Genomic DNA, 8,957 nt, shown 5'->3' on the forward strand with positions numbered 1-8,957 from the left:
CCGCCCCACACGCGTCCACACGCCTCCACACGTCCTGTCAGACGTACGGGGCATCCCGGAGATTCCCGCATCCCGGACACGCCCGCGGCCGCCCACCGACCCGGAACGAAGAATTCCAGCCATCCGTTCGGGGAACGGTACCGACACCCCACCGAGTGTCATCTGCCACATAACGGGCCGGACTTGACCGGAACTAACGGACAACTCGTGATCTTCGCAAGGGGGTCGGGCCGAAAACGTCCGGACACGCCTTCGAAGCCGCCCCCCGTCAGTAGTAGGCTCACGCCGTTTAAATGACGGAACACCGACCTCCGGCAACGGGGTTGAGCTGGGGGAGGCTGGGGAGGCCATGCGCTTTCGCGGGAAGTCCATCCGCCGGAAGATCGTGGCGTTGCTCCTGGTGCCGCTCGTCTCCCTGACCGCCCTCTGGGGCTTCGCGACGGTCATCACCGGCCGGCAGGCCGTACAGCTGCTCGACGTCGCGTACGTGATCGAGAAGGTCGGCTACCCCATCGAGGACGTCGTCCGGGTCATCCAGAAGGAGCGCCGCCAGACCCTCGTCGTCATCGGCGACCCCCGCGCCTCCGCCGCCACCACAGAACTCGCCAAGAGCCGCACGGCCACCGACGAGATGATCCGCCAGATCGCCCGGAACGCCGCGGACCCCGAGGTCCTCGACGAGCTCAGCCCGCAGACCGCGGGCCGCCTGCGTTCGATCCTGGAGGCCTTCCAGGGCGTCGAGGCGCTGCGCCACAACGTCGACCGGGCCGGCCTCGACCCCGGCCAGGCCCTGGAGCTGTACAGCCGGCTCGTCGACCCCTGCTACGAGTTCCTGATGAACCTCCACGCCCTCGAAAACGTGGAGATGGACAAGCAGGGCCGCGCCCTCGTCGGCATCACCCGCGCCCGCGAGACCCTCTCCCGGGAGGACGCGGTCATCGCCTCCGCGCTCGCCGCCCGCAACATCGGCGCCGCGGACGTCCGGCGGGTCTCCGACTTCGCCGCGAACCGCGCCCTGCTGTACGAGTTCAACCTCGCGATCCTCCCGGCCGACGACCGGGCCCTGTTCGAGCAGTACTGGAACGGCCCCGAGACCAAGGCGCTGCGTGACGCGGAGGAACGGTTCATCACCGGCGGGGCCGTCAAGCCCCCGCGCACCCTCACCGCCGCCCAGTGGGACGAGGCCGCCGTCAAGGTCCTCGACGACCTCGCCCGGATGGGCACCGGAGCCGGCGACCGCTACCAGAAGCGCGTCGAGCCCGTCGCCATGGGCGTCCTGGTCCAGGCCGCCGTCGCCGGCGTCCTCGGCTTCATCGCCCTGATCGTCTCCCTCGTCCTGTCCGTCCGCATCGGCCGCGACCTCATCCGCGACCTGTCCCGGCTCCGCAAGGACGCCCACGAGGCGTCCGGCGTGCGCCTGCCCAGCGTCATGCGCCGCCTCGCGGCCGGCGAGACCGTGGACGTCGAGACCGAGGCGCCCCGGCTGGAGTTCGAGAAGGACGAGGTCGGCCAGGTCGCGCTGGCCCTCAACTCCCTCCAGCGGGCCGCCGTCGAGGCCGCCGTCAAGCAGGCCGAACTGCGCCGCGGCGTCTCCGACGTGTTCGTGAACCTGGCCCGCCGCAACCAGGTGCTCCTGCACCGGCAGCTGACCCTCCTCGACACGATGGAACGGCGCACCGAGGACACCGAGGAACTCGCCGACCTGTTCCGCCTCGACCACATGACCACCCGCATGCGCCGCCACGCCGAGGGCCTGGTGATCCTCTCCGGCGCCGCGCCCTCCCGCCAGTGGCGCAAGCCCGTGCAGCTGATGGACGTCGTCCGCGCCGCGGTGGCCGAGGTCGAGGACTACGAACGCATCGAGGTACGCCGCCTGCCGCGCCTGGGCATCGAAGGCCCGGCCGTCGCCGACGTCACCCACCTCGTCGCCGAACTCCTGGAGAACGCCACGGTGTTCTCGCCCCCGCACACGGCCGTCCAGGTCCACGGCGAACGCGTCGCCAACGGCTTCACCCTGGAGATCCACGACCGCGGCCTCGGCATGAACCCCGAGGCCCTCCTCGACGCGAACCTCCGGCTCGCCGAGACCCCCGAGTTCGAGCTCTCCGACACCGACCGGCTCGGCCTGTTCGTGGTCAGCCGGCTGGCCCGCCGCCACGGCGTCAAGGTCGTCCTCCAGCCCAGCCCGTACGGGGGCACCACCGCGGTGGTCTTCCTCCCGGCCGAGCTCCTCACCGAGGCCCCCGACACCAACGGCACCGGCATCCGCCTGGGCGGACTCGGGGGAGTGGGCGGCGGCAAGACTCCCAAGGGCGTCAAGGGCGGCCCCGCGGCCAAGAGCGCCCCGCGCCCCGGCCCCCTGGCCGTCGAACGCGCGGCCCCGGCCCGCCCGCTGCCCGCCGGCGTGCTGAACGGCCCCGTCGAGCTGGAGGGCCCCCTCGGCGTGCTCGGACTGGACGCCCTCGACGGCCCCGGCGCCGCCGACGACCTGGCCGGGTTCACCGGAGCCGGAGCCGGAGCCGGAGCCGGAGCCGCGGCCGGCGCCCACCCTCCGATGGCCACCCTCGACGACGAAACCCCGCCCGGGGGCATCCCCCGCAGCGCCCTGCTGGGGCTGCGCTCGGCGGACCGCCCCCACGGCGACCGGCACCCCGAACGGGGTTCCGCCTGGAAGGGCGACCGGATCGGCGACCGCGGCGCCGACCGCCACCGCGCCGCCGACACGGACCCCGAGACCGAGCGGGGCCGCGCCCGCTCCCGGGGCGCCGCCCGCGACCGCGAGCCGGTGTCACCCACCGGCCCGGTCCGGCTGGAGCGCTCCCGTCCGGACACCGCGCGCCCCGACGGCCCCCGCGCCGGCGGAACCGTCCCGCTGCCCCGCCGCCGGCCCACCCCGACCCTGGTCGCCGACCACGGCCGCCGCGTGGAACCCCGCCCCGCCCCGGCGGCCCCCGCGGCCGGGACCGGCGCCGGACCCGGGGAAGGCCGTACGCAGCCCGCCGCGGGCCCCGGCGGCCTGCCCCGCCGGGTCCGCCAGGCCAACCTCGCGCCCCAGCTCAAGAACGGACCGTCCGCCGCCGCGGCCGAACCCACCACCGACCAGGTGACCGACCGCGACGCGGAAGACGTACGCACCCGCATGTCAGCCCTCCAGCGGGGCTGGACGGCGGGCCGCAACCAGCACGCGCGACAGCAGTCCGAGACCGGGGCAGGCACCCCCGCCGCCACCGGTCCCGCGCACGAGAACGAAGGGGACGGTCGATGACCGCACCGCAGACCGGCAACGACACCAGGGGCCGCGGCTCCGGCCCGCTCAACTGGCTCCTCGACGAGCTCGTCGACAAGGTCGGCAGCATCCGCAAGGCGGTCGTCCTCTCCGGCGACGGCCTGCCGACGGGCAGCTCCAAGGACCTCACCCGGGAGGACAGCGAGCACCTGGCCGCCGTCGCGTCCGGCTTCCACAGTCTGGCCAAGGGGGTCGGCCGGCACTTCGACTCCGGCCGGGTCCGCCAGACCGTCGTCGAGCTCGACGAGGCCTTCCTGTTCGTCATGGCCGCCGGCGACGGCAGCTGCCTGGCCGTCCTCGCCGACTCCGAATCCGACGTCGGCCAGGTCGCCTACGAGATGACCCTCATGGTCAAGCGCGTCGGCGACCACCTCGCGACCGCCCCGCGCACCGGACAGCCAGCCGGGGGGTGAGACGGACCGGATGAGCGATTCAGGACAGGACCACCCCACCGAAGCCCTGAGCACCCCCGGCACCGCGGGTGACCCCGACGCTCCGCCCGAGCCCGGCCACCCCCACTGGTTCGACGACGACGCGGGTCCCGTCGTCCGTCCCTACGCCATGACCAGGGGCCGGACCAGTCACGCCGGCCAGCACCGCCTCGACCTGATCGCGCTCGTCGTCGCCGAACCGGCGGCCGACGATCCGGTCTGGGACATGACCCTGTCCCCGGAACACGCCCACATCCTCGGGCTGTGCCGGGAACGCCCCCAGTCGGTCGCGGAACTCGCCGCGGAGCTGGACCTCGCCATCGGCGTCGTCCGGGTCCTGATCGGGGACCTCGCCGACGAGGAACTGGTCCACGTGACCCGGCCGGTCCCCCCGGCCGAACTGCCCGACGAATCCATACTGCGTGAGGTGATCGATGGCCTTCGGGCGCTCTAGCCGCACCGGCGCGATGCATGCCGTGTCGCCGGTCGAGCCGCTGACCCTGAAGATATTGGTCGCGGGCGGTTTCGGGGTGGGCAAGACCACCCTGGTCAGTGCGGTGAGCGAGATCCGTCCCCTGCGCACGGAGGAACGCCTCTCCGAGCCGGGAGCCGTCGTGGACGACACGCGGGGAGTGGAGGGCAAGAGCACCACGACCGTGGCCATGGACTTCGGCCGCATCACCCTGCGCGAGGACCTCGTGCTGTACCTCTTCGGCACGCCCGGCCAGGACCGCTTCTGGTTCCTGTGGGACGAGCTGGCCCAGGGCTCGCTCGGCGCCGTGGTCCTCGTCGACACCCGTCGGCTCGCCGACTGCTTCGCGGCCATCGACTACTTCGAGCGGCGCGGCATCCCCTTCGTCGTCGCGGTCAACTGCTTCGACGGCGCCGCCCGCCACCCGGTGGTCACCGTCCGCGAGGCCCTCGACCTCGACGCGGGCGTCCCGGTGCTGCTCTGCGACGCCCGTGACCGGGAGTCCGTCAAGGACGTGCTGGTCGGGGTCGTGGAACACGCCATGTCACTCGCCCGGGAACGCCGCCGCAGCCTGTCGGCGGGGGCCTGACGGCAGGGGCCCGACGGACCCGCCCCGCAGCGCGCGGGACGCCCGCGCCGGGCGCCCGGCATGGAGGCGGCCCGTACCCCCGCCGACTGGGGTACGGGCCGCAGCTCTCATGGGGGGACCTGGGAGTCCCGGTCGCGGCGCGGGACCGTGGGGAGAGTGTGAACCTGCCGTCCGGGGCCGTCAAGCGTTCGGACAACACCCCCAGTTCACGGCCCCCGGCAGGGTCTCACCGCACGGCCACGACGGCCGACCCGTGGCCGAACAGCCCCTGGTTCGCGGTGATTCCGGCCCGGGCGCCCGGCACCTGCCGTGCCCCGGCCGTCCCGCGCAGCTGCCACGTCAGCTCGCACACCTGGGCGATCGCCTGCGCCGGCACCGCCTCCCCGAAGGAGGCCAGCCCGCCGCTCGGGTTCACCGGCAGCCGCCCGCCGAGGGCCGTCACCCCGTCCCGCACGAGTGCGGCCCCCTCGCCCTCACCGCACAGTCCGATGTCCTCGTACCACTGCAACTCCAGTGCGGTGGACAGGTCGTACACCTCGGCGAGCGACAGGTCCCCCGGCCCGATCCCCGCCTCCTCGTAGGCGGCCCGCGCGATCGACGCCCGGAAGGAACCGCCCGACGGCGCCGCGGCCACCGCCGAATCGGTGGCGATGTCCGGCAGGTCCAGCACCGTGCGCGGATACGTGGGCGTCACCGTGGACACCGCCCGGATCCGCACCGGGTCGCCGGCCCCGTGCGCCCGGGCGAACTCCATGCTGCTCAGCACCAGCGCCGCGCCCCCGTCCGAGGTCGCGCAGATGTCCAGCAGCCGCAGCGGATCGGCCACCACCGCCGAGGCCGCCACCTCCTCGGGCGTCACCTCCTTGCGGTAGCGGGCGTTCGGGTTGAGCGCCCCGGCCGCCGCGTTCTTCACCTTGACCAGCGCGAAGTCCTTGCCGGTGTCCCCGTACAGGGCCATCCGGCGCCGCGCGTACAACGCGAAGTACGCCGGGTTCGTGGCCCCCAGCAGCCGGAACCTCAGCCAGTCCGGATCATCGGGCCGCTCGCCCCCGGCCGGGGCGAAGAACCCCTTGGGCGCGGCATCGGCCCCCACCACCAGCACCACGTCGGCCAGCCCGGCGAGGATCTGCGCCCGGGCCGCCCCGATCGCCTGGGCCCCGGACGCACAGGCCGCGTACACGCTGGTCACCCGGGCGCCCTGCCAGCCGAGGGCCTGCGCGAACGTCGCCCCGGCCACGTAGCCCGGATATCCGGAGCGCACCGTGTCGGCGCCGACGACCGATTGGACGTCCGTCCACTCCAGGCCCGCGTCGGCGAGCGCCGCCAGGGCGGCGGCCCGCCCGTACTCGACGAAGCCGCGGCCCCACTTGCCCCACGGGTGCATGCCGGCTCCGAGCACGGCCACGTCCGCGCTCACCGCGCGCCCCCGACCGGCCGGAACCGCCAGGTCGTCCGGACGGCGTCCGCATCCTCGTACAGGACGCCGCACTCCACCTCGACCTCCATCCCGACCGCGAGGTCGGCCGGCGTCACCCCGGGCGCCGCCTGCCCGAGCACGACCATCCGCTCGGCCTCCAGCTCCACCGCCACCAGCGTGTACGGCTCCCAGGGCGCGTCGGGGTCGGACACGTAGGGCGCGGGCGGCCGGTACCGGCCGTCGGTGTAGGACCAGACGCGGCCGCGCGGGGACAGCGGCACCTCGGCGAGCTCGCCGCCGCCGGGACAGTGCGGGTTGCGGCAGTAGGCGTCCTCGCGCGGGAAGAACACCGCGGTACAGGCGGAACACCGGGTGCCGAGCAGGCGGAAGCCGCCCTCCCGGCCGCTGTCGGTGAACCATCCGCTCACGACGGGTGTGCGCGTGCGTTCCAAGGCCCCTCCCGGATCAGAGCTCTCCAACATCTGACGGATCGTCAGGAGTCTGTCATGGCAGGGCCCCGCGGTCACCGGTTCTCGGCGAGCCACTTCCGCGCGATCGCGTCCAGCTCCGCGTCCCGCCCCGCCAGCATCATGCGGATCATCCGCGCGTCCCCGCGCAGCGACCAGGCCGGATGCCCGAAGGTGGCCGGGTTGTTCCCCTCGATCAGGAAGTGCGCCGGCCACGCCGTGCCGTAGCCGATCAGCGGCAGCGCCGCCAGGTAGCGCCTGCGCCCCCGGGCGGCGCCGTACACCGTCAGCGCCAGTCCCGTCAGCGTCCCGCCCAGGTGCACCCAGCGGGTGGCGGCCCGCGCGTGCATGGCTACGTAGTAGGGCCAGAATTCCTCGTACGAACCGAAGGTCATGCCGGAACGCTACTCACGGCCGCCCCGCCGCGACAGACACCGGGACGTCGAAGAACGTGTCCGGGAAGGCCTCCGGCCGCAAGGTGAAGTGCCACCACTCCTCGGGCAGGTTCACGAACCCCTGCGCCCCCAGCACCCGCTTCAGCAGCCGCCGGTTCTCCCGCGCCTCCCCGGCCACCCGCGGATCGTCCGTGTGCGACAGGGACCCGAAGAAGTCGAAGGCGGTCCCCATGTCCAGCTCCCGCCTCCCCGGCAGCGCCACCACCGTCACGTCGACCGTACTCCCGCGGCTGTGCCCCGACTTCGCGGCGATGTACCCCTCCGGGATCAGGCGGGCCTTGTCGACCTCCGGGTAGTACTCGGCCTTCGTCGACTGGTCCGCCGGATCCCCGGCCCAGCGCACGAACCGGTCCACCGCCCGCTGGGGGCGGTAGCAGTCGTACACCTTCAGCGCGCGGCCCGACCGCAACAGCTCCCGCTGAGCCCGCCGCAGCGCCTCGGCCGCCGGCCGCGCCAGCAGACAGACGGGCTCCTCGTACCCGTCCACCACCGCCCCGGTGAAGTTCCGCGGCCCCGCGTACCGGATGTCCTCCACGATGCTCGGATCCACGTCCCGCAGCGCCACGAACCCCGGAAGCCGCTCCGCCCCGTGCGCCCCCGCCGTCCCCGGCACCACACCGGGAACCGCCTGCACCACCTGCAATGCCAGCACCGCCGCAACCACCCGCATCCTCATGCCCCTTGGCATACCATCGCCGCATGCAGGCACACCTGAGGGACTCGCACTGCTCCACCTGCGGAGCCCCGTTCGACACGTCGGCCTGGCCCCGGACGTGCGCCGGCTGCGGAACGACCTCCTACCGCAACCCGCTCCCGGTCGCCGTGGCCCTCCTCCCCGTCGAGGACGCCTCCGGCACCGGCCTCGTCGTCATCACCCGCACCATCGAACCGGCCCTCGGCGGCGTCGCCCTGCCCGGCGGGTTCATGGACTTCGGCGAGGACTGGCGCGAGGCCGTCGCCCGCGAACTCCGCGAGGAGACCGGCATCGAGGCCCGGCCCTCCGAGGTGGCCCTCGCCGACGTCCTCAGCTCCGCGGGCGGCCACCTGCTCGTCTTCGGGCTCCTCCCGCCGCGCCCCGTCGCCGCCCTCCCGCCGTCCACCGCCACCGACGAGACGACCGGCTGGCACGTCCTGCACACCCCCACCGAACTGGCCTTCCCCCTCCACACACAAGCCGCCGCCACCTGGTTCGCCGGCCAGTACACCTAGTGCCGTGACCGGCAAGGCCCGCCGGTTCGCGACGACCGGCACGGCACCTCTCCGCGTTGTCGGACAGGGGCGATACGTCCCGTACGAGCCGCGGCCCTCCGCCTGGAGACGCACCGCCCCGGACGCGGCGACCCGGCACGCGTTTCCGGCCACGGCACCAGGTCGTCGGCGCAGTCCTGTCTGCCCGGCGGGGTCCGGCACGCGTGCTCGCCGCGTTGTCGTCGGCCGCAAGCCCCGGGGCCCAGGGCCCCGCCCTCCCGGCGGCAGGCACGGCTCGACGACGCTCCTCAGGCCGGCCCTTACGGATGCCGACCCGCCGCGACGGAGTACCTCCGGTACACCTGCGCCCCTCCGCCTCGCAAGGCACGGCCCCGGACGGCGCGGGCTTCACCGACGGGATCCGCAGGAGACGGCTCGGGCCGACCGGGCCACCGCCGCCCGCCCGGCCGGCTGCCTGCCCGGGCCCTGCCCGGCCCGCACGGTCGCCGCGTAGCCGTCGGGCCCGCTGGACCTTGCTGTCCTGCCGGACTCCGCCGTCCTGCCGGACTCCGCCGTCCTGCCGGACTCCGCCGTCCTGCCGGACTCCGCCGTCCTGCCGGACTCCGCCGTCCTGCCGGACTCCGCCGTCCTG

9 protein-coding genes are annotated in these 8,957 nt (G+C 74.1%); 5 read left to right on the forward strand and 4 right to left on the reverse strand.

The window, feature by feature from the left end:
• The first annotated feature begins 349 nt into the window (after positions 1-349).
• The 4 genes from ABZZ17_RS17585 to ABZZ17_RS17600 are packed head-to-tail and all read left to right on the forward strand — an operon-like array spanning position 350 to position 4,778.
• Positions 350-3,265, forward strand: a complete 2,916-nt coding sequence (locus ABZZ17_RS17585) for a nitrate- and nitrite sensing domain-containing protein (protein ID WP_356876876.1) — start codon at positions 350-352, stop codon at positions 3,263-3,265.
• Complete coding sequence (locus tag ABZZ17_RS17590; RefSeq protein ID WP_356876878.1) at positions 3,262-3,699, forward strand: roadblock/LC7 domain-containing protein; 438 nt, start codon at positions 3,262-3,264, stop codon at positions 3,697-3,699. Before ABZZ17_RS17585 ends, ABZZ17_RS17590 begins: the two co-directional genes overlap by 4 nt.
• Positions 3,700-3,709: 10 nt before the next feature.
• On the forward strand, positions 3,710-4,171 hold the full coding sequence (locus ABZZ17_RS17595) for a DUF742 domain-containing protein (protein ID WP_356876880.1): 462 nt from the start codon (positions 3,710-3,712) through the stop codon (positions 4,169-4,171).
• Positions 4,172-4,184: 13 nt separating this feature from the next.
• Complete coding sequence (locus ABZZ17_RS17600; RefSeq protein ID WP_356876913.1) at positions 4,185-4,778, forward strand: ATP/GTP-binding protein; 594 nt, start codon at positions 4,185-4,187, stop codon at positions 4,776-4,778.
• Positions 4,779-5,004: 226 nt separating this feature from the next.
• Here ABZZ17_RS17600 and ABZZ17_RS17605 read toward each other — a convergent pair whose 3' ends face one another.
• The 4 genes from ABZZ17_RS17605 to ABZZ17_RS17620 all read right to left on the reverse strand — a co-directional run bounded on the left by ABZZ17_RS17605 (position 5,005) and on the right by ABZZ17_RS17620 (position 7,787).
• Positions 5,005-6,195: a lipid-transfer protein gene (locus ABZZ17_RS17605; protein WP_356876882.1), complete on the reverse strand. Its 1,191-nt coding sequence runs from the start codon at positions 6,193-6,195 to the stop codon at positions 5,005-5,007.
• The gene (locus tag ABZZ17_RS17610; protein ID WP_356876884.1) at positions 6,192-6,647 is read right to left on the reverse strand and encodes a zinc ribbon domain-containing protein; all 456 of its coding nucleotides are present in this window, start codon (positions 6,645-6,647) and stop codon (positions 6,192-6,194) included. Before ABZZ17_RS17610 ends, ABZZ17_RS17605 begins: the two co-directional genes overlap by 4 nt.
• A 71-nt stretch (positions 6,648-6,718) precedes the next feature.
• Positions 6,719-7,057, reverse strand: coding sequence for a DUF962 domain-containing protein (locus ABZZ17_RS17615; protein ID WP_356876886.1), 339 nt, complete (start codon positions 7,055-7,057; stop codon positions 6,719-6,721).
• A gap of 13 nt (positions 7,058-7,070) precedes the next feature.
• The gene (locus ABZZ17_RS17620; protein ID WP_356876888.1) at positions 7,071-7,787 is read right to left on the reverse strand and encodes a M15 family metallopeptidase; all 717 of its coding nucleotides are present in this window, start codon (positions 7,785-7,787) and stop codon (positions 7,071-7,073) included.
• 29 nt (positions 7,788-7,816) lie between these two features.
• Here ABZZ17_RS17620 and ABZZ17_RS17625 point away from each other — a divergent pair, with 29 nt between their 5' ends.
• A complete protein-coding gene (locus ABZZ17_RS17625) occupies positions 7,817-8,326 on the forward strand; it encodes an NUDIX domain-containing protein (RefSeq protein WP_356876890.1) in 510 nt (169 codons plus the stop codon).
• Positions 8,327-8,957 lie beyond the last annotated feature (631 nt).

Origin of the sequence: Streptomyces sp. NPDC006512, assembly GCF_040611935.1 — a bacterium.
Classification (GTDB): domain Bacteria; phylum Actinomycetota; class Actinomycetes; order Streptomycetales; family Streptomycetaceae; genus Streptomyces.

What these genes read in the sequence shown, in the direction of transcription:
- ABZZ17_RS17585 (WP_356876876.1), top strand. Translation starts at nt 350, where the DNA reads ATGCGCTTTCGCGGGAAGTCCATCCGCCGGAAGATCGTGGCGTTGCTC.
- ABZZ17_RS17595 (WP_356876880.1), top strand. Translation starts at nt 3,710, where the DNA reads ATGAGCGATTCAGGACAGGACCACCCCACCGAAGCCCTGAGCACCCCC.
- ABZZ17_RS17615 (WP_356876886.1), bottom strand. Translation starts at nt 7,057, where the DNA reads ATGACCTTCGGTTCGTACGAGGAATTCTGGCCCTACTACGTAGCCATG.
- ABZZ17_RS17590 (WP_356876878.1), top strand. Translation starts at nt 3,262, where the DNA reads ATGACCGCACCGCAGACCGGCAACGACACCAGGGGCCGCGGCTCCGGC.
- ABZZ17_RS17600 (WP_356876913.1), top strand. Translation starts at nt 4,185, where the DNA reads ATGCATGCCGTGTCGCCGGTCGAGCCGCTGACCCTGAAGATATTGGTC.
- ABZZ17_RS17625 (WP_356876890.1), top strand. Translation starts at nt 7,817, where the DNA reads ATGCAGGCACACCTGAGGGACTCGCACTGCTCCACCTGCGGAGCCCCG.
- ABZZ17_RS17620 (WP_356876888.1), bottom strand. Translation starts at nt 7,787, where the DNA reads ATGCGGGTGGTTGCGGCGGTGCTGGCATTGCAGGTGGTGCAGGCGGTT.